Source organism: Mucilaginibacter sp. P4_G9 (assembly GCF_056400985.1).
Window position 1 is genome coordinate 1 of the sequence record NZ_JBFUKF010000955.1, and the last position, 535, is coordinate 535.

Below are 535 nucleotides of genomic sequence, written 5' to 3' on the forward strand. Positions count from 1 at the left end.
GGCACAAATAGGGATAATATAATTTCATTTTAAAGGATTTAATTACATATAGTTAAAATATGTTGAAAGCAATTAATACTTCTGGCGGGATAGAACAAGCTACTCAAAATGAGAAAAGGAGTTTAGAAACTGCCGTAGATATTAAAAGTGGAAAAGCAAAAGATAAATTTCATTTGGGGAAGATTGATGTTTTAAGAGGCATTGCAATCATACTTGTTTTTTTTCACCATTCAATATATGTACTTCTTCCTGAATCAAAAATGACTATTTATAAAGGACTTTTTATTGATTTTAAGGAGTATAATATAAGGGCCATTATAATGAATATCCTTCCTATCTCATATGGTTGGACTGGTGTGCAATTATTTCTAATAATTAGCGGTTTTTTGATCCATTTGGCGACATTGAAGAGAAACTTAGAATTTCAATTTCCTAATTATATTAATAGGAGATTTTGGAGAATTTACCCCCCGTATTTTTTTGCCTTAATAATATTCAGCATTTTTAATTTTGGTAGCCTGAGTAACTTTATTAG

The 535-nt window shown here is 29.2% G+C and carries 1 protein-coding gene; it reads left to right on the plus strand.

Going from position 1 to position 535, the window contains the following annotated elements; translation table 11 throughout:
• Positions 1-59 precede the first annotated feature (59 nt).
• Positions 60-535 (plus strand): acyltransferase family protein (locus tag AC1DPZ_RS28770; protein ID WP_477409974.1); only part of this gene is annotated, 476 nt, incomplete at its 3' end.